The sequence below is a fragment of the Parachryseolinea silvisoli genome, assembly GCF_021190955.1.
GTDB lineage: Bacteria > Bacteroidota > Bacteroidia > Cytophagales > Cyclobacteriaceae > Ohtaekwangia > Ohtaekwangia silvisoli.
The window spans coordinates 821,098-841,266 of the sequence record NZ_JAIOAO010000003.1; the positions used below are offsets into that span (position 1 = coordinate 821,098).

The 20,169-nt window shown below is 53.2% G+C and carries 12 protein-coding genes; 8 read left to right on the forward strand and 4 right to left on the reverse strand.

Annotated elements, in window-relative coordinates:
- The first annotated feature begins 48 nt into the window (after nucleotides 1-48).
- From K7P01_RS20450 to K7P01_RS20460, 3 genes are all read left to right on the forward strand, one after another.
- Entirely contained in the window at nucleotides 49-2,559 is a 2,511-nt protein-coding gene (locus K7P01_RS20450; protein ID WP_267296438.1) for a DUF3857 domain-containing protein, read from the forward strand.
- Between the two features lie 119 nt (nucleotides 2,560-2,678).
- Nucleotides 2,679-3,254: a hypothetical protein gene (locus tag K7P01_RS20455; protein WP_267296439.1), complete on the forward strand. Its 576-nt coding sequence runs from the start codon at nucleotides 2,679-2,681 to the stop codon at nucleotides 3,252-3,254.
- Nucleotides 3,255-3,423: 169 nt separating this feature from the next.
- Entirely contained in the window at nucleotides 3,424-3,903 is a 480-nt protein-coding gene (locus tag K7P01_RS20460; protein WP_267296440.1) for a hypothetical protein, read from the forward strand.
- An 88-nt stretch (nucleotides 3,904-3,991) separates the two neighbouring features.
- Here the strand turns inward: K7P01_RS20460 and K7P01_RS20465 are convergent, their stop codons facing one another.
- Complete coding sequence (locus tag K7P01_RS20465; protein ID WP_267296441.1) at nucleotides 3,992-4,606, reverse strand: arylesterase; 615 nt, start codon at nucleotides 4,604-4,606, stop codon at nucleotides 3,992-3,994.
- 83 nt (nucleotides 4,607-4,689) lie between these two features.
- Between K7P01_RS20465 and K7P01_RS20470 the strand changes: the two genes are divergently transcribed.
- Both K7P01_RS20470 and K7P01_RS20475 read left to right on the forward strand, forming a co-directional pair.
- Nucleotides 4,690-5,361, forward strand: coding sequence for an ABC transporter ATP-binding protein (locus K7P01_RS20470; RefSeq protein ID WP_267296442.1), 672 nt, complete (start codon nucleotides 4,690-4,692; stop codon nucleotides 5,359-5,361).
- Nucleotides 5,358-7,925: an ABC transporter permease gene (locus K7P01_RS20475; protein ID WP_267296443.1), complete on the forward strand. Its 2,568-nt coding sequence runs from the start codon at nucleotides 5,358-5,360 to the stop codon at nucleotides 7,923-7,925. Before K7P01_RS20470 ends, K7P01_RS20475 begins: the two co-directional genes overlap by 4 nt.
- Nucleotides 7,926-8,098: 173 nt before the next feature.
- On the opposite strand, the gene K7P01_RS20480 is transcribed toward K7P01_RS20475, so the two are convergent.
- Both K7P01_RS20480 and K7P01_RS20485 read right to left on the reverse strand, forming a co-directional pair.
- Nucleotides 8,099-8,959: a DUF2911 domain-containing protein gene (locus K7P01_RS20480; protein ID WP_267296444.1), complete on the reverse strand. Its 861-nt coding sequence runs from the start codon at nucleotides 8,957-8,959 to the stop codon at nucleotides 8,099-8,101.
- A gap of 21 nt (nucleotides 8,960-8,980) precedes the next feature.
- Nucleotides 8,981-9,763, reverse strand: a complete 783-nt coding sequence (locus tag K7P01_RS20485) for a DUF1223 domain-containing protein (RefSeq protein WP_267296445.1) — start codon at nucleotides 9,761-9,763, stop codon at nucleotides 8,981-8,983.
- Nucleotides 9,764-10,083: 320 nt separating this feature from the next.
- Here K7P01_RS20485 and K7P01_RS20490 point away from each other — a divergent pair, with 320 nt between their 5' ends.
- Nucleotides 10,084-13,344, forward strand: coding sequence for a DUF7948 domain-containing protein (locus K7P01_RS20490; protein ID WP_267296446.1), 3,261 nt, complete (start codon nucleotides 10,084-10,086; stop codon nucleotides 13,342-13,344).
- Here K7P01_RS20490 and K7P01_RS20495 read toward each other — a convergent pair.
- Entirely contained in the window at nucleotides 13,333-15,183 is a 1,851-nt protein-coding gene (locus K7P01_RS20495; RefSeq protein WP_267296447.1) for a glycoside hydrolase family 13 protein, read from the reverse strand. The genes K7P01_RS20490 and K7P01_RS20495 overlap by 12 nt on opposite strands.
- Nucleotides 15,184-15,441: 258 nt before the next feature.
- Here K7P01_RS20495 and K7P01_RS20500 point away from each other — a divergent pair, with 258 nt between their 5' ends.
- The gene (locus tag K7P01_RS20500) at nucleotides 15,442-18,588 is read left to right on the forward strand and encodes a SusC/RagA family TonB-linked outer membrane protein (protein ID WP_267296448.1); all 3,147 of its coding nucleotides are present in this window, start codon (nucleotides 15,442-15,444) and stop codon (nucleotides 18,586-18,588) included.
- 13 nt (nucleotides 18,589-18,601) lie between these two features.
- Nucleotides 18,602-20,140 (forward strand): RagB/SusD family nutrient uptake outer membrane protein, encoded by a 1,539-nt coding sequence (locus K7P01_RS20505; protein WP_267296449.1) that lies wholly within the window; start codon nucleotides 18,602-18,604, stop codon nucleotides 20,138-20,140.
- The last annotated feature ends 29 nt before the right edge of the window (nucleotides 20,141-20,169 follow it).

Sequence of the window (20,169 nt, forward strand, 5' to 3'; positions counted from 1 at the left end):
TATCTTTGTTATTCGCAATTTCCTAACCTGCGTTGCGACCTGCCTGACATGAAAACGTCCTTTTTTGGCCTGTTTTGCCTGATTTTTATTCCCGTGGCCAGTTCGCTGGCGCAATCTTCCAACGTGATGGTCCGGCCACCCAGTAGCTGGGTGGAGCCACAATCTTTCGATGCTGCTGCCGTTCCGCCGGAGGGACAGGGAGCCGGATATTATTACCTGTTGGTAGACCAACAGGATCATGCTCACTTGGAGGAAGGGTACCGTCACTATGCCTACAAAATACTCACGAGCCAAGGGTTACAAGATATGTCGGATGTCAGCTTTTCGTTTGATCCAACGTACGAACAACTGACGATACACACGCTTCGCATTCACCGCAACGGTCAGGTGCTGGAGCAGATGCCGAACACCTTCCGTACCATACAGCGCGAGCAGAGCATGGATCGGTTTATATACGACGGTACGCTTACAACCGTTGTGAACCTAAACGACGTACGGGTGGGGGATGTCATCGAATATGCATACACCCGAAAGGGCGACAATCCCGTCAACCACGGACATGGTGTATGGTACGTGTCGCTAACCTACAGCGATCCCACAGAGTCCATTTTTCAGCGCATTGTTATTCCGGAAAAGCTTCCGGTATTCCTGCACTATGCGAACACAGATCAAAAACCGACGATCACCACACAACCGGACCAGCGAACTTATACCTGGTCTGCTGCGAAGGTGCCGGGGGTGGTGACGGAAGATCGGACTCCGACATGGTACACCGCTTTCTCGTCGGTAACCATGACAACTTTTGCCAACTGGGGTGAGGTTGTGGACTGGGCCAAACCTTTATATACGGTAAAAGATGCCGACCGAAAGAAGCTGGCCGCCATAGCGTCAGCGCAATTCCGCGCAACAACTCCCGAGGCTTATGCAGAAGAAGTGATCCGGTTTGTACAGGACGAGGTACGCTACCTCGGTTTCGAAACAGGATTGAACTCGCATATGCCGCACTCGCCGCTAGAGGTGTACAACCAGCGTTTTGGTGATTGTAAGGATAAGGCGCTGCTGCTAACGACCTTGTTAAACGCACGCGGAATCGAGGCTTATCCCATGCTAGTCCATACATCCGAACTGGGGCAAGTGTCGGCGTCAGCACCTTCCATGTATGCCTTCGACCACTGTGTGGCGCAAATCAAGCTGAAGGACTCCACGTTTTACATCGACGCGACCATCCGCGGTCAGGGGGGTACTTTTGGGCAACACTACTTTCCGAAGTACGGCAAAGGCCTGGTGATTGATGGCCAAAGCCGTGACTTTGTGCCACTGGATAAGCCGCAGCCTTACGCCATCGCTGAAACACAGACCATTGACCTGGACAGCATTGGTGGATCTGCGAATTTTACCATCCGTACGGTCTATACCGGTGGTGAGGCCGATGACGCCCGGTCACAGTTTTACAGCAGCAGCCGGGATGAAATACAGAAGCGATATCTGAAATTCTATGGCGATACGTATCCGGATATCGAGGTACGTCAGGCGCTGGGATTCACCGACCAACGTGATAGCAATATTGTGGTAATCGAGGAGTATTATAAGATTCCGAAGTTTTGGAAGCCTGATGAAAACAATCCAACAGTACTGCAGTGTGATGTCTCGGCACAGTCCATCGATAGTCGGATCAGTGTGTCGAAGTTTGCCCAGCGGACGTCGCCGTATCGGTTGACCTATCCGCTGAACTATACGCATACGATCGTAATCAATGTGCCGGAGGATTGGTCCATTGAACACAAAGGCGAGCGCATTGATCGCGACCAGTATGCTTACCAATATTCACGTCGGTACGCGGACCGGAAGGTTGTTATCACGACGCACTATGAGACAAAAGCAGCGTCTGTTCCGGCGGATCAATATCAGCAATATATAGACGACCATAAAGAAATTCGAGATAATCTGTGGTATAGCCTGACATACGATACGAATTATACAGGTCAATCTGTATCGTCACCTACAGCAGCCGGGGTGGCCTGGCTGGCGATGGCGGTGGCGATTTCGCTATTGCTGTCAGTATGGATATACCGTCGGTACGACCCGGTACCTGCCTATTCGTCAGCCTGGACGCGACCGATTGACGGTAATTTGGTGTATGCACGGTATGCGTTATTCGTCACGTGTATCTTGCTGGTCGTACAGGTCTTTACGCATCCGTATTTGTTCTCGGGGCTCCTTTGGTTGCCGGCGTTAGAGGATGGACAATATGGTGAAGCCGCGCTGTATGCGCTATACCAGGTATATGGCGCAATATTGATACCCGTTGCCGGAATGTCGATGATATTGTTTCAGCGAAACCGGTCCTCGACACCCCGCGTAACGTCGGTTTTTTATGCGGCACTGGCGGGCATGCCGTTGCTTACTGCTGTCATAAGTTTTGATCAGGATCCCAATGGCGGTGGTTGGTCTCCTGGATCGCTCATCTTTATGTTGCTTTTAGCGGGCATCTGGATTGGGTACTTTCGCCAATCGACACAGGTGAAGCGCACGTTTGTGAATTGCTTACGAGAGGAATGATATGAGAATACGCTCATGTTAGGAATATGGAACCACTTTGGATTTTACAAAGCCGCCATTTGTATGTGAAATAAATGACCTGAACGGGCAGCCTGCGTGGAAGCATAATCGATAGTACTATGGGCTTATTTTATACGGCCTCTCCCAAGGAGATGACCGACATTCGGAAGAAGATTTTTTTAGAGGCTGGCTTGCCTGCGCTCGAGAAACAGGGCTTTGTTCGGTCTCCCTTTTCGACAGATTGGTTTGGCTGGTATCCAAATACAGGTTATAGCTATCAGCTATGCAGGTTAACCGAAGGGAGTGTACTGGAGAGTGTTTCAGTCGATATTATTAGGGGCGACTGTTGGATACAGGTTCACTTGAATATTTTTAAGTTACAGCCGCACATAGCGTCGCTGGAGCAGCTCGCAAATTTGGATGGGCTTAAATTCCATCTTCCGCCCAACAGCATTTCGAGCATGCGTTTAAGATCGGACGACGTTGTCGGGCCTCCGATACTGGATTACCATTACATGTTTAGGAATCACAAGATAGGGTCATATTACACGAAACGTGGACTGGCGAGGAATGGCGAACGGTTGCGGGAGATCATCGGGAGTGATCTGGCGGATATTGATTATTTTGTAAAGCGTTGGCATCAAAAGCATCGTGTGGTAGCGACAACGTGGGAGGGAGCTCCTATACCCGGCTAGAAAATACAGCAAAGGTCAAAAGTATGGCTATCCGTGACAGAAATTTCAATATCTGGAAGCGAACGCCTGGCCGATCGCACAGGCTGTGAGTCGCACCTTGCTTGCCTACGATAATTGGAGTGAAAGACGGAAGAACTATTTATAGTAATTCCGATAAACGTAAGAAACAATGGAAATATTAAAGGGATACTTTGAGAGCAATCTAACGGTTGCATATTCGCAGATTTATGTGGGAGATCGCGCATTCGGATTTTACTATCCCGAAGTATTGTGGAATGAAGAAGAGCTAGCGTCAATGTTGTGTGTCGCGGAAGGTCTTTTTGTCATTGGTACGGCGAGGAGCTATGAGGCGAAGATTTGTGTTAAAATCCAAAGCGATGAACCTGAAATCGATATGAGGGACTGGGATCATATCAATGCGTGTTCAATCGCGATCAGGTCTGGAATAGTTGTGTCAGGAGATTTTGATTTAGAAGGAGAGACGCTGAATATCGATCTTCCGTCGGGCTTGTATGGCGTCTATATTTGCTACAAAAGCTTGGGTACCATCAGTAGCGATAAACTCGATGGTGATGATTCTTATCATGTCTGGATGTGGCCCATTTCGGATCGTATCCAAAAGACTGTGATAAAGCAGTGGAGAAATTGATGTTTCTTCCGGGTGACTATGATTCGGAAAAAATCTAGGTTGTGGTTAGTCGGTGTGCAATATGAGGCAGCTGCGTTTAGGTGACCTTTTATTTCACTAGCGGCCCCACAACCTTCAATACATTCTCCGCGACAATCTTATGTCCCGCCGGATTCGGGTGAATGCCATCCGGGATATTCAATTTCTCATCACCCGCTACACCCTGTAGCAAGAAAGGTATCAGAGACGCATTATTTTTCTTCGCCAGCTCCGGGTAGATCTTCTGGAAGCTGGAGGTATAGTCTGCTCCAAGATTCGGCGGTACCATCATGCCGGCGATGACCAGCTTTACATTCGGGTTCTTGATTTTTACTTTGTCAATGATAGCCTGCAGGTTCTTGCGGGTCTGGTCGAGCGGAAGGCCCCGGAGGCCGTCGTTGGCACCCAATTCTAATATAAAGATGTCAACGGGTTGACGGAGAACCCAGTCCAGGCGGGAGAGGCCACCGGCGGATGTTTCGCCGCTGAGACCGGAGTTGATGACTTTGACCTGCTTTCCCTGGGCGATGAGCTTTTTCTCCACCAGGGTGGGGAAGGCCTGGTCGGGGGAGTCAAGGCCGTGGCCGGCGGTGAGACTGTCGCCGTAGAAAAGGATCGTTACCGGGGCCGTGGTGGCCTGAAATAACAGGAGGCATGAAATAAACAGGGCAATTCTTCCGACCATATGGTAAATCTTGACGTTTTTAAGGATTCTGAAACAATTTTAAACGTTTAACGCTTAATTGCTACTAATCGATATTCAAAACTATGCCGAACGTAGTGCTCCGGGCCGAAAATCTTACAAAGACTTACCGCACCGCCTCAACTTCCCTCACCGTACTAGACGACGTATCCTTTACCGTGGAGCAGGGCGATTCCCTGGCCATCATCGGGCCGTCGGGTAGCGGCAAGACCACGTTGCTGGGGCTGTGCGCCGGTCTGGACGTCGCCACATCGGGTACGATCTCGCTGATGGACTTTAAGTTACAGGCCATGAGCGAAGACGACCGCGCCTACCTGCGTAACCAGTATGTGGGTTTTGTGTTCCAGAACTTTCAGCTGCTGTCGACGCTGACGGCGCTGGAAAATGTCATGGTGCCGCTGGAGCTGCGCGGCGAACGCAACGTGGCCCCAAAGGCAAAAGCCTTACTGGACCGCGTGGGCCTGTCCAAGCGCCTCAACCACTACCCGTCGCAGTTGTCGGGTGGGGAGCAGCAGCGGGTCGCGATTGCGCGGGCGTTTATGACCGACCCCAAGATCCTCTTTGCCGACGAGCCCACGGGCAACCTGGACGAGGAGAATGCGAAGCATGTCACATCGCTGATCTTCGGCATGAACCAGGAACAAAATACCACGCTGGTGCTGGTGACGCATAACCTGGAGCTCGCCGCTATGACGCAACGGGTGATCAAGATGCGGGGAGGGCGCATGGTGGTATGATGGAATACTATATCAAGTTAAAACGCACGGTGCGGCCGGTGTTCCGCGACCGGTGGGTATGGTCCATGGCCTGGCGCGATGCGCGGCATAATTTCTCGCGTCTGTTCCTGTTCGCGGCTTCGCTTATTGCCGGTATCACGGCCGTGGTAGCGCTGGATTCGCTAAACCAGACGTTGCAGGGCGACATCGATCGCAACGCGAAGGAGTTGTTGGGAGCCGACTTTGCGGTGAGTGGTGATAAGAAATTTGGGAGCGAGCTGCAGGCGTTGTTTGACTCGACGAAACTGCCGCAGGCGTCGGAGGCCGACATGGCGTCGATGGTATTGTTTAAGCGGTCCAATGAATCGCGGTTGATCCGCCTGGTGGCGGTGACCGAGGGGTTTCCGTTTTACGGAAAGATAGAGACGCTACCCGTGGATGCGGCTGCCAAGCTGCAGGGAGGACGTTATGCGATGTTGGATGCTTCGCTGGCCACGCAATTTGAAGTGAGCTCGGGGGATTCGATTCGCCTCGGAAATAGTGTATTTGCCGTCGCCGGTGTCGTGGAGAAGATTCCCGGCGGGGGCGGGGTGATGAGTACGTTTACGCCGTCGGTATACATTCCGTTGCGTGAGCTGGACTCGACAGGCCTGGTACAGTATGGTAGCCGGGTGACCTATAAACGCTATTTTAAAACGGCGGACGATGCGGGCACGAAGGTGTTGGAGGAGTCGCTGGGGCCGGTCGTGAAGCAGCGGGGGTACTCATTCGATACCGTGCAATCGCGGAAGGAAGGATTGGGCGAGGGCTTTATGTCTATCTACCGGTTCTTTTCGTTGCTGGGCTTTTTGGCGTTAGTGCTCGGCTGTATTGGTGTCGCCAGCTCGGTACATATCTATGCAGGCGAGAAGCGCGAGGAAGTGGCGGTGCTGCGGTGTATCGGTTCGTCGGGATGGCAGGCGTTCAATATATACTTCATTCAGATCTTTGTGCTGGGAGTGATTAGCAGCGTGATCGGCTCGTTGCTGGGGATTGGGATTACCCAGGTGCTGCCGCTGCTGTTGAAAGATCTCATTCCTTTTGAGGTGGGCTTTACTTTTTCGTGGAGTCCGTTGATCCTGGGACTTTTACTGGGAACGCTCGTGTCGTTCTTATTCTCATTGTTGCCACTGGTGGCGGTGCGCTTTGTTCCGCCGTTGACAGTGCTTCGCGCGCAGTCAGGTACGGCGCAACGGCGCTCCAAGACGCAGCTCGTGGCCCTGGCGCTGATCGGATTCTTTCCGTTGGCGTTCGCGGCCTGGCAGACCCGCAGCTGGCTCACAGGCACGTTCTTTTTCCTGGGGCTATTGGGTGCGCTGCTCGCCCTGACGGGTGTTGCGATGGGGTTGCTTTGGGCGGTGCGTCGGTTCTTCCCGACCAACGCGGGCTTTGTGCTGCGGCATTCGCTGTCGAGCTTGTTTCGGCCGAACAACCAGACGCGTGTGCTGCTGGTCACGATCGGGCTGGGCGCCTTTATTATCTCGACGTTGAACGTGATCCAGGAGAGTATGCTGTCGCAGGTGGAGTTTACCGGCCAGGAGAATCAATCGAATACCATTCTTTTTGATATTCAACGCGAGCAGCGGGACGGCGTGATCAAGCTGATGGAAGATCACCAGTTGAAGGTGAACCAGGTGGTCCCGATCATAACCTGTCGCTTGCGGGAGGTGAAGGGCAAGACGATCGAAAGCCTGACGGCCGACACCACGAAAGAACGGTCGAACTGGGCGCTGACGCGCGAGTACCGTATCACCTATCGCGACACGCTGACACGGTCCGAGGAATTATTGAAAGGAGAGGTACAGCACAAGAAGGCCGGCAAGGACTCTGTATGGGTAACGGTGTCGGAAGACGTTGCCGAGCGGCTGGACATCACCATGGGCGATTCATTGGTATTTGACATGCAAGGCGTTCCTATGACGGTATACCTCGCAGGTGTACGTAAGATCGACTGGCCCAAGGATCCGCCCAACTTCATCTTTGTGTTTCCAACGGGCGTGCTGGAAAATGCGCCGCAGATTTACGTCACGTCGACGCGCATCACCGACAGGCAACAGGCCGGTCGTTTCCAGCAGCAGCTGGTGCAGCAGTATCCGAACGTGTCGCTGATTGACCTGCAACTGATCCTGGGAACCATCAATAAGCTCTTTAGCGATCTCGGACTGGTGATCCGGTTCCTGGCCTTGTTCAGTATCCTGACGGGGTTGATTGTATTGGCCGGTGCTGTGATCAACAGCAAGTTTGTGCGGAAGAAAGAGAACGTGCTGCTGCGCACGATCGGGGCGCGGACACGTCAGATCACGATGATCACGTTGATCGAGTATGCGTGGCTCGGCTTGTTCTCGGCATTGACGGGCATGATCCTGTCGTTGGGTGGGGGCTGGTTGCTGACACGGTTTTTCTTTGAGATCACCTTTGCTTTTGATTGGGTGGAGCTGTTGTTGATCGGTGGGGGTGTAGTGCTGCTGACTATGGTGATTGGTTGGTGGAACTCGCGTGATGTGATCAGTGCGCCGCCGCTGCAGATTTTGCGTGGAGAAGGATAGAGAATCAGCGTGAGTGTGAGTGTGAGAGCGAAGTGAAAGAGTGTTCGCTCTCGCTCACACACTTATTTTATTGTGGCGTCGAGACCTGATTGCAGGCAGTCCTTAGTCTGCGCCTTGCGGTGATACCAGTGGTGACTGCGTTGTGGGTCCCGTCCTGTGCCAGCATTGCCATGCTATTTTCCGCTGGCTTGAACGAGCGCTTCGGACAGTAGCTTGATATACTCCTCGAACTTACGCTCTTTCGCTACCTGGATGCCTGCTTCGGCGGCTGCTACAGCGCTGGTCTTATCGCCTTTGCGCAGCAGGAAGCGCGACTCAAAGAGGTGATATGCCGGGTTAGTAGGGACATCGGCTTTGGCTTTTTTTATCCAGGCCAGGGCTTTGTCGGCGTCTTTGTTGTTGTTATAGTAATACTGGATTGCATTGAAATATACCAGGTTGCTGTTGTGGTCGGCTTTCATCAGTTCTTCGATGGTGGCGGTGATCTTTGCATCGTCATCGACGGTTACCCGGATGGAGACGGCAGTATAGTCCCACACGATTTGCAGGTCTGCTGAGCTGGTGGTCGAGTTTGCAAACTGGATGGCGAGGGTTTCATGCTTGTCGTTGATATGTGCCGGCTTTACGGTGAACCGGAGCAGATCGTTTTCGGGCTTGTAACTATAGGCGCCCCATTCTTTCACGGCTTTGTTCAAAATGATTGTCCACTGATTTTTGTCGGGTATGGTGAACAGGGAATATGTTCCGGCCGGTACGGTGTGGCCTTCCAGTTTTACGTCTTCTGAAAATGTGATTTCGGTGGCGGTGTTTGCGCCGGTGCGCCACACGGTGCCAAAGGGCACAAGGCCGCCGAAGATCTTCCGGTCTTTTACGTTCGGCCGGGAATAGGTGACAAGGACATGGCCGAGGCCGATTTCCTGGTCGATCGTTTGTGTAGGGCTGGGGTTGGGTAGTCCCGGCACCTGGGCATGTGTGTGGTGGCTGGCGACAGCGAGCAGGAGGATGGTCAGGACCATGAAGTGGTTCGTTTTCATATAGCTTGTTTTTGAGTATGTTTAGTTATTCAAGAGGATCCTTGTTGCCGCGGTAACGGCACCGTTGTTTGTATTTTGTAAGAAGCCTACAATCTCCCACCCGTTGCCGGTGAAATCCGATGGTGCCTCGATAACGTTGGTACCTTGTTGGCCGGCTTTCAGGCTGACGGTGACCAGTTTCCGTACGATCTGGGCGTGGGTTAATGTTCTTCCTTCGTTCTCGCCCCGGCTTATTTTATGGATGGCATGTTTTTGCACCAATGCGATCAGTAGCTGATCGGCGTCTGTCTTTCCCGTTGCCTGGTATTTTACAGTGAGCGAGCGATTGGTTTGCGTCACGTCAAGATCGAGTGTTGCCTCGGTGGCGTTTGTCAGTGCGTGTGTAATGTCTTCTTGTAACGTCGAGGCATTCCAGTTCAGGCATTCCTTATTGCCGTTGATAACGATCTGGGGTGTATAGATGGAGCCGCTCTGCAGGTGGCCGGCATATGTGCGCTGGCGTTCCGAGAATAGGGCGTTGCTGTATTTATCTTTCCATCCCAGGCGATCCCAATAGTCGACGTGATAGGCGAGCACATAGATCGGTTGGTCTTTTGCGTCGGTTTGAACTTTGGCCAGCAAGTCATCCGCACGGGGGCAGCTGGAGCATCCTTCGGAGGTAAAAAGCTCCAGCAAGGCGAACCCCCTGGCGCCGGTCGCCGGTAGGGTATGTTTTATGGTGGTGATCGGTGGTGCGGTGAATGCGGCGAGGAAGGCGATGAGGGCAATTCCGACACCTATTGTGATTACGCTCGTGGATTTCATATACGTTATTTATTGCTTTCTGATCCAAAAATACGGGCTTGCCGATGGCGGGTTTGGCGGAAACGGGTCAGGTGGACAAAACCGTGCGTGAGTTAGACATTCCTGCCTGCCGGCAGGTAGTCGACCGATTGCCGTCACACGTCTATCAGGCGGCAGGCCTGCCTGCCAGTAGGCAGGGGATATGACTGATATTTGTTACCTTGGCCAATGGCCGGGTATGCAGGTCAATCGTGCGTATGAGAAGATTTTTCCGTGGGTTGGCGATTATGTGTGTGTGCCGAAGGGTACAACGGTGGGGGATAGTGGTCTTGTTATTCGTAATGACGCATGCAGCTGCCTGGGCTACAGATCCGCATCCGAAGGCTGGCACCAGCGTACACTTTATCGAGAACAAACACCAATGGCAAGCAGACATTCTCTTTGGTACGCCCGTGAAGCAGGGGTATGTCACCTTTCAGCGCGATAAGCTACAATTTCTTTTTCAGGGACATCGCCCACGGCCGGTGAAGGGGACCGCCGCCAAACAGGGCGTGCCGACAGTCGCTGTCGCAGACGACGGGCACCACCTGCAACCTTCCACGGATGGACATGTCGTCGACGTGGCCTTTGTAGGAGCCAACCCGTTGGTATACATCGCGGGGGAAGCGCCGGTGGCAACGCAGTATAATTTCTTCCTGGGTAACGATCCGTCGCAATGGGCTTCCGGCGCTGCTGCGTATAGCCGTGTGCGGTATCACGATTTGTATTGTGGTATTGACCTGGTATATGGTTCGCAGGAAGGGCGTATGAAATACGAATGGATTGTTTCTCCCATGCAAGACCCCTCCGCGATTGCGTTGCGGTACACCGGGGCCGACGAAGTCTCGATCGTCCACGACAGCTTGTACATTCGCACCTCCGTCAATGAAGTATGGGAGCTCAAGCCTTATGCATATCAGGAAATAAACGGCCGGCGTATACCCGTGTCGTGCCGGTATACTTTGCGTGACCAGACGGTGGGATATGATTTTCCAGAAGGGTACGACCCGGCCTACACGCTGGTGATCGACCCGGTGCTCGTCTTCTCGGGCTATTCGGGCTCGACAGCTGACAACTGGGGTTTTACAGCAACGTACGATGCGCAGAGTAATGCATATTCTGGTGGCATTGTGGAAGGCGTTCCGGGCTTGCGTTATCCGGTAACACCGGGTGCGTATACCCTGGCGCACCAGGGCGGCCTCTGGGATGTTGGTATCATGAAGTTTGACTCGGCAGGCACGACAATGTTGTATGCTACCTACCTGGGGGGAGACGGTACGGAGACGCCCCAGAGCCTGGTGGTCAACCATGCAGGAGAGCTGCTGGTGCTCGGTGTGACGAGCTCGCCCCATTTCCCGGTTACCAATGGGTCGACCTTCCATCCCGGAGCAGGAGTAATGCCGATCAACGGCATTGAGTTTACGGACGGCGCTGATTTGTTTGTCGCCAAGCTAAGCAGTGATGGTCGCAGACTGTTGGGCGGGACCTATATTGGCGGCACGAACCTCGACGGTATCAACGACAACGTGCTGAACCAAAATTACGGTGATGCGTTGCGGGGAGACATTATTGTGGACGCCCAGGATTTTGTCTATCTGGCTTCCAGTACCTATTCAACCGATTTTCCGATAGTGAATACGGGGACGACGCATCGTGGTGGAATACAGGATGCTGTGTTGGTAAAGCTGCAGCCCGACCTGTCTGCCATTGCCTGGAGCCGCTTCATTGGGAGTACCGGCACCGACGTGGCGTATTCGCTCGAGCTGGATCTTGCGGGTAACGTCTTCGTGGCGGGCGGTACAAACGGAAGTTTACCTGGATTGACTGGTTTTCGCAAGACTCCGTGGGGCGGCATTGATGGCTGGGTGATGTCCTTTACGCCGTCCGGAGCGGCGGCCAACGGCACGTATGTGGGCACATCGGCTACCGACCAGTGTTACTTCGTAGACCTGGATGAAGACGGTCATGTATACCTCTTTGGCCAGACGGCGGGGCGTTTCCCGGTCAGCAAACGACAGCAAGTCTATCACAACGCCGACGGCGGGCAATTTGTGCAGAAGTTTTCCAACAACCTGCGCGACACGCTGCTGTCTACGGTGATCGGGAAAGGTAGCTTTACACCCGATATTTCGCCGACGGCTTTTCTCGTCAGCGACTGTGGTTTTATCTACCTCAGTGGTTGGGGGGGAGAGATCAACCGTAGCGGGAGTACTACGCGGGGATTGCATACAACACCGGACGCGTATGATCCCGTTGGGAATGGTCATGATTTCTACCTGATGGTATTGAGCGGCGATGTACGCACATTGTTATACGCGACCTTCCTGGGTGCCAGCGTGTCGGAGACGCACGTGGATGGTGGCACCAGCCGATTTGATAAACAGGGGGTGGTATACCACGCGGTGTGTGCGGGCTGTGGCGGTCGGTCGGACTTCCCGGCGGAGAACGTGCCCCAGGCGAACCGGTTCAATCAAAGCGAGAATTGTAACAACGCCGTCTTTAAATTTGATTTGTCGCAGCTGCGGGCTGCCGTGCGGACCAACACGCCAGACTTTGACTATCCGGGCGTGAACAAGATTTGCCTGCCGGATAAGATCGTGTTCGAGAACTTCAGCTATGGTGGCAAGGTCTATGAATGGGACTTTGGTGATGGTACAACCTTAACGACGACCAATACCGACCCGATCGTCCATGAGTATAAAGAGTCCAACCGACGCTATACAGTTTGGTTAAAGGCCATTGCGCCAGAGACTTGTAAAGGAGTTGACTCGATGTCGGTCTATGTGGATGTGTTCGATGCACTGGCCCAAATCCAGGACGATGACGCGCTTTGCGCCGGGAGCGAGTATACTCTTCAGGCCAGTGGCGCAGCGATCTATTCCTGGCGCAGTGCCGACGGTGCTTTTACATCGGGACTTCCGTCGCCGGTCGTAACGCCGGCCGATACCACGGTATATTACCTGACGTATACTGAAGTAAGCGGATGCATGGGCAAAGACACGGTGCAGTTAAACGTAGTGCCGTTAATTCGTACTGAATTTACGCTGGAGCGGATCGCGGATTGTTTTTCACGCCCTACGCTACACGTCGTCAACCTGACAGATAGCCTGGTAGCGACAGACGAAATGTTCTTCTACTTAGGGGAGGATAACACCACCCGGTACGACGAATCCGAGATCGTCCATCAGTATAAAAAGGATGGTACGTACATCGTGAAGCTCGTGGCGAGCCGGCAAGCAGGCAGCACAACGTGCGTCAGCGAACAGTCCACACCGGTGGATATTTTTACCTTGAAGGTGCCCAACGTCATCACGCCCGATGCCACGCCGGGGCAGAACGACACGTTTGTAATCCAGTACGGCGATACGCCGGGGCAAGCGCCGAATGATCTGGGCTACCCGGTGGCCGTAAAGATTTTTAATCGATGGGGTAATCTCCTCTACGAATCGACCGACTATAAGAACGATTGGAGTGGCGGTGGCCTGGCTTCCGGTACTTATTTCTTTGAAGTGACCGTGCAACGTCACGCCACCTGCAAAGGGTGGGTGCAACTACTCCGTTAATTCCAGTACCAGTAAGTAATATTCCGGCAGGGATACATTGTCCAGGGTGTATTTTTTGCCTGTGGTGATCTCTGTGCCGCCGGTATGCTGTCCGATGCTTTCGGCAAAGCGTTGTGTGTTTACGGTCGCAGGCTTGTCGTTGGTATTAAAGATGCACATGACCGTTTGTTGTCCTTCCTGGCGGAAGTATACATAGATGCCGTCTTCCGGCACGTACTGGGTGAGCTTACCGGTGGTCAGCGCCGGGGAATTCTTGCGGAAGGTGGCAAGCTTACGGGTCCATTCAAATACTTCATTTTCTTTCTCCGTGCGGCCGGCCGTCGTGAATTTGTTTGCCGTGTCACCGGGCCAGCCACCCGGGAAGTCGAGGCGTACCCACCCGTCGGGATTGGCAAATCCTTTCATCAGAATCTCGGTACCATAGTATAGCTGCGGTACACCGCGGCTGGTCAGCAGCCAGGCAATGCCGGCTTTGTGTTTTCGGATGTCTTCGCCCACGACGGAGTAAAAGCGGCTCATGTCGTGGTTGTCGAGGAAGATGACGTTGCGCGTTGGGTCTTCGTAGACAAAGTCGTTGGCCAGCGTGTAGTACAATCGGTTGACGCCATTGGTCCAGCCAAAGGTCTCATTGAGTGCGGAGACAATACCGTAGAGGTAGGCCTGGAAGTCGGTGACGCCGGGCAGGTTGCTCTTGAAGGGTATATCAAATTTGTTGCGGGCGAAGTATGCCTGGTTGGGTACGCCGTGTACCCAGGTCTCGCCAAAGAGGGAGAGGCGGGGATACTGGTCGAGCAGGGCCTGGTTGCAGCGGTTCATGAAGTCCAGGTCATTGTAGATATAGGTATCGATGCGCCAGCCGTCGAGACGAAATTCCTCTACAGACCAGAGGGCGTGCTGGATCAGGAAGTTGGCCACGTAGGGGTTTTGCTGGTTGAGGTCCGGCATTTGGGGCGTGAACCAGCCGTTGCTCATACGCTCGCGGTCGCTGCGGGTAGCGTGGGGGTCGAGCAGGGGCTGGTCTTTATACGTGGTGTTGGTATAGGCAGGCCATTCGTGCAGCCAGTCGCGTGTTGGTTTTTCCTGAACGAAGAAGTGGTACAGGCCGACGTGGTTGTAGACGGCGTCCTGGATGAGCTTCATGTTACGACGGTGCAGCTCGTCGCTGAGGCGCGTGTACAAGGCGTTGTTGCCCAGGCGCGGGTCGACCGTATAGTGGTCGGTAATGGCATAGCCATGCTCGGTTCGATGGGGCATGTCGTTCTTCAGGACAGGCATCAGCCAGAGGGCAGTGACGCCCAGGTCCTGTAAGTAGTCGAGGTGGTTGATGATGCCTTGCAGGTCGCCGCCGTGGCGGAGAAAGATCGAGTCGCGGTGGAGGGACTGGTCCCGCAGGCCTTTGATGCGATCGTTGGTAGGGTCACCGTTGCTGAAGCGGTCGGCCATGGCCAGGTAGATCAGATCTTTATTGGTGACACCCTGCGCAAACGGCCCGTCCGTTGTGCGGGCTTTCAGGGGCCAATCCACGCGCGTGTTTTTTTTGCCGGTGGTGAACACCAGCGGTACCGTGCCCGGCCTGGCGTCAGGAGCGATGATAAGGTCGAGTGCGACATATTTGCCATGCTCCAGCGGGTGCACCTGCCGGAGGGTTACGCCCGGGTAGTTGACGGTGACAGTACGTTTGTTAAAGGCGGGGTCGTCGGACCGTACCAACAGCTGGAGGGTTGGAGACTTCATGCCGGTCCACCAATGCGGGGGATACACGGTGATGTTTTGGGCGTGAAGGGACAGCAGAAAGGTCAGGAAAAACAGGGCGGTGAGGCCTGCGCGGTGTCGGTGCATACGATAGAATTTAAGGGTCTTGACGTCTAAGTTCGGATGTTCCCGTGGAGCTGCAAGAATAGTAAAAACCTCCATTTTGCCGCCCCGGTTTTGCAGTTTACGTTTTCGGAAACGTTTGTGCATTCGATTCCTGTTAATTTTTTTGGAATTTCTTACACTATTAATCACGGGAATTACCTACTTTCAGAGTAGACTTCAAACGTGTGCACTGAGCCGCCGCGTTTGAGGTGCGTAGAATTAACCCAAACTCAACAACGTATGACGAAGTTTTATCTGTATCTAAGCAGGTATCTCATGGTGGGGCTATTGTTCGGCACCACGATGGCCTGGTCGCAGGGGCGGACCGTTACCGGAAAGGTAAGTTCATCTGACGATGGCGGCATTATTCCGGGCGCCAACATCCTGGAAAAAGGAACAAGCAATGGTACCATTACCGGTACCGACGGGGTGTACACCATCACCGTACAAGAGGGAGCAACGCTGGTATTTAGCTTTGTGGGCTACCAATCGCAAGAAATAGCGGTGGGCACACAATCGAACATCGAAGTGGTGCTTCAGGCCGACGTGACCGCGCTGAACGAGGTGGTCGTGATCGGGTATGGTGAAATTAGGAAACGCGATGCTACCGGAGCCGTAGCATCGGTAAAATCCGAAGATTTTAACACGGGGGTGATCGCATCGCCCGAGCAGCTCATTCAAGGTAAGTCAGCCGGTGTGCAGATCACGTCGGCGAGTGGCGAGCCGGGGGCGGGCGCTAATATCCGTATTCGCGGTACGTCATCTGTGCGCGGGGGTAACAACCCGCTGTACGTAGTGGACGGTGTGCCGCTTGCGGGGGACGATATTTCGGGTGGTGGTCTCGACATTGGTCGGGGCAATGCTTCTGCCAAAAATCCGCTGAACTTCCTGAACCCAAATGACATCGAAAGCATCGATATCCTTAAGGATGCGTCTGCAACCGCTATCTATGGTTCACGCGGTGCAAACGGCGTGGTGTTGATTACAACCAAGAGCGGTAAAGGCAAACGCCGTCAGCTGGAATATGGTGCAACATTGAGTTTTGCGCGTATTGCACGTAAATATGACCTTCTGAATCGGGACCAGTTTCTGAATGGCGCAGCGCGGCTGGGGTCAAACCTGGAGGAGCTTGACTACGGCGGCGATACGGATTGGCAGGATGCGGTGTTTCGCACAGCCATTTCGAACCGTCACGACCTGTCGTTTTCTGACAACTACAAGACATTGAACTACCGAGCCTCCTTCAGCTATGACAACCAGGAAGGTATTGTTGAGCGTACGGGGCTGAAGCGCTACACCGGTCGTTTGAACCTGAACAAGTCGTTCCTGAATGATAAGCTGAAACTCGGCACGCAAATGATCTTCTCACGCGTGGATGACCAGGCGGCTGCGATTACCGAAAATTCGGGCTTTGAAGGCGATCTGATCGGCTCCGTCATTATGGCGAACCCTACCTGGCCACGATTTGCCGACTCGCAATTTTCCAATACCAACATCAACCCGCTGGCGTACCTGAAGTACCACCAGGATAAAACACAGACGGACCGTCACCTGATCAACGTATCGGGTTCTTACGACATCCTTCCCTCGCTGAGCTTTAAAGTGAGTGCGGGTTTTGACCGTTCAGAGTCAACGCGGGACAAAGTGTTCTCACCGAAACTACGTTTGAGCAACGGTGTGGAAGGCAATGGCCGCGGTGGTTTTGCTGAAATCGAGACCAGCAGTGACCTGCTGGAAGCATACTTTAACTATAACAAAACAATCGGCAAAGGAACCCTGAATGCCGTGTTAGGGTATTCGTATCAGGAGTTTAACCGCAAGGGCCTTACGGCACTGGGCTGGGGCTTTGCCGGCGAGGACATGGATCGCATGGTAAACGACCTGCATGCCGGTGTGGGTGTTGTGCAAGGCATGATCGACCAACCTTATCAGCAGTTTGGGTATTACACCGTAATCAGCAATGACGGCAACTACGAGCGTATGTATATCAACACGCTGTCGCCGGAGCCGACTACCGTCGATTTGGATAATCTCCCAACCAATATGCCAGTGCGTACGGTAACGGGTGACATCTTCAATTCCACCGACGAGTTACAGTCATTCTTCGGTCGGGTGAACTACTCGTTGTCTGACAAATACCTGGCCACGGTAACATTTCGTGCCGACGGTTCCACCCGTTTCGGCGGCAATAACAAGTACGGTTACTTCCCGTCGGGTTCCCTGGCGTGGCGCTTGTCGGAAGAGGAATTTATTCCGGAAGCCTTTAGTGATTTGAAGTTCCGCGTAGGCTACGGTGTCACGGGTAACCAGGAGATTCCGCACAACCTGCACCAGGCGCGTATCAAGTACAACAACGGTACGTCCAACCGCTTTGGAGCGCCGACCATTGGTAACGACGGTCAGGCTCCGCCTCCGGGCACTTCAAACGTAGCGTTTGAGAACCCCGACCTCAAGTGGGAGCAAACCTCACAGATTAACATCGGTCTCGACTTCGGGTTCGTACAAAATAAGATAACCGGTAGCGTTGATGTATACCGCAAGAATACCACAGACTTGCTGATCCAGGTAACGTCGGCTCAGCCGGCGCCACAGCCTTTTACCTGGCGCAACCTGGATGCCGACGTGATCAACCAGGGTGTTGAATTAACGCTGAACGCCATTGCAGTAGAAAGCGAAAACGTAGGGTTGACCTTTGGGTTTAACATTTCGTTCAACAAGAACAAAGTGACTAACTATGATGGCGCACCGTTGAACACGGGTGAGATCAACGGTCAGGGCCTGTCGGGCGCGTTCGCACAGCGGATTGCTAACGACCAGCCACTATTTACCTACTATATCCGCGAGTTCCAGGGCTTTGACCAGGATGGCATCGCGATCTACAACGGTGACTTCCAGCGTTACCTGGATAAGAACCCCATTCCGAAATACAACCTGGGCTTTTCCGTAAACTTCCGTTACAAGAAGTGGGACATATCTACCTTCCTGACGGGCCAGTACGGTCACTGGGTGTACAACAACACGGCTAATGCTTACTTCTCACTGGGCTCGCTCGCCACAGGCAAGAACATCATTTCCAGCTCGCTGTATACTGGCGAGGCGGCGGCCAACGCACCTGACGCGTCTACCCGCTACCTGGAGAAGGGCGACTTCCTGCGTATGCAGAATTTGAACCTGGGATATAACTTCAACTTCGAGCAGACCTCGCTGATTAAAAAACTGCGGTTGTATGCCAGCGGTCAGAACCTGTTCCTGATCACCGGCTACTCGGGTCTGGACCCGGAAGTGAATACGAATAAGGCACGTGACGGCGTTCCTTCGTTGGGTATCGACTATACGTCGTATCCGCGTGCGAGAACATTGACTTTTGGCCTGAACGCAACTTTTTAATTGACCCATGAGTATGAACGTACATAAAGTAAAAATAACCTCAGGCATCCTGGCAGCGATCTTGATTGCAGGATGTACTGATCTGGAAGTAAAAGAGAAGGATTCTTACCTGATCGAGGCAGAAGGTGTATTTGCCGGTGTTCCGCCGGATGCTACGCTGAACTCTGCCTACCTCGACCTGCGCGATTGGGGCAACCAGGAGAACCTGTATGCGCTGTCGGAAGTAGCCTCGGACGAATTGCTGGTGCCTACCCGCGGTGTCGACTGGGGAGATAACGGTATCTGGCGGAGCTTGCGCCAGCACGAGTGGGATGATTCGCATCAGTACATTCTTAATACCTGGAACAACCTGAACCGTAACGTATACAAGCTGAACCAGCTCCTGGCCAGCGAATCGGAAGCGGATGCGCAACAAACAGCAGAGGGTAAATTCCTGCGTGCGTTTAACATGTGGTACGTGCTTGACTTATATCGTCAGGTGCCGTTCCGTGACGTGCATGACGCTGTAACGTCTGATCCGAAAGTGTTTTCGATACAGGAAGCAATGGACTTTATTATCAAGGATCTGACCGAAGCATTGCCTAACCTGCCGACAACCGGCCCGGGAGGTAATACGATCAAAGCTTCAAAGGCTGCTGCACACTTCCTGCTGGCTAAACTTTATCTGAATAAACACATCTATCTGAATACAGAACCGGCTGCGGCCGATATGAATCAGGTGATCCAGCATGTTGATGCGATTACGGAAGACGGCTTTTCGCTGAACGAAGATTACTTTGATACCTTCGCCGACGCCAACAACCCGGAAACAATTTTGTGGACGGATGCCGAGTGGGGCAACCGTATTTGGAACGGCCTGCACTACAACCAGGGTATTAAAACAAACACAGGTGGTGGCTGGAACGGTTTCTCGACTACCGCGGAATTCTATGCACTGTTTGAAGGTCCGGATGACAGCAATGAGAAAGGGCTGGGGCAGGAAGAACGTCGCGGCTATGTGCCGAAAGAACGCAATCCTGTTATCCAGGGTATTGGTTATGGCTTCCTGGTAGGCCAGCAATACGATTCACTCGGTGCTCCGTTGAAAGACCGTCCGGGCAACCCGCTGATCTTTTTGCCCGAGTTTGCCAGCAAGACAACGTTGACAGGTAACAACGAGCGAAACGGCATTCGTATCATCAAATATCACCCGAGCCATGGTAGCTACAACCGCTATTATGTATTGGCGCGTTATGCCGATGCTTACCTGATGAAGGTTGAAGCGATTCTGCGCGGGGGCACCTCCGGTGATGCTGCGCTGACGTTATACAACCAGTTGCGTTCCGTTCGGGAGGCTTCTGAAGCGACGAGTGTTACACTCAACGATGTACTGAAAGAGCGTGGTCGCGAATTGTACATTGAGGGCTGGCGCCGTAATGACCAGGTGCGTTTTGGTACGTTCACCTCGCCGTTCCCGTATATGAATAATTCGGATGCGTTCCGCAATGTATACCCGATCCCAGCCAATGCGTTGACGACCAATCCGAATCTGAAACCGACCGAAGGCTACTAATAACCGGTCGTCACACCGGATAAATTAAA